Raw genomic sequence first — 499 nt, 5'->3', positions numbered from 1 at the left:
GGTTGTTTGAACGCCGCCACGACTGTGCGGCGCTCAAACCGACCAACATCTTTACCCTCGAGGTATTTGAGACCCCACCGGCCATCGCTTGTCACGGCGATCGCAACCTTGGGCCCGCCTTGCGCCTGAAATTCAGCTAATTTTACAGCATCGCTAGCGCTGACATAAATCGTAGCCTGTGATCGTGGTTGCGGCCCTTGATCCTTCGCGCCGTGCTCTGGGTGAAACGACTTGTCCCGGGACGTGGAACCGTCCGAATGCACGAGATAGGTGGAACCTTTGGCGGTGGTGAAGGCAACGTCTTCGGCGATCTGAGCCTTAACGTCATGCGTCAGGCTTTCGGCAATCGCCTTTCCGGCCGGGCCGTTGGGATCGTCGAGGGATGGCCCCGGCGCTTCCGCCAGGACGGGGCCGTTTAGTCCGGCTTCTTCGCGAGCATCCGCTGCAGCGCCGCCAGGTTGCTCGCCGCGCGCGCCGCCACTGCCTGCACGTCCATCGC

General features: G+C 62.1%; 1 protein-coding gene. It reads right to left on the bottom strand.

Annotation, left to right across the window (positions count from 1 at the left end; genetic code table 11):
• Window positions 1-499, bottom strand: a 499-nt coding sequence (locus tag AACY08_RS28920) for a hypothetical protein (RefSeq protein ID WP_339472505.1), incomplete at both ends; no start/stop codon positions are given.

The organism is Pseudomonas sp. EL_65y_Pfl1_R83, from assembly GCF_963970695.1.
GTDB lineage: Bacteria > Pseudomonadota > Gammaproteobacteria > Pseudomonadales > Pseudomonadaceae > Aquipseudomonas > Aquipseudomonas tritici.
This window is presented reverse-complemented; position numbering and strand designations above follow the sequence as displayed.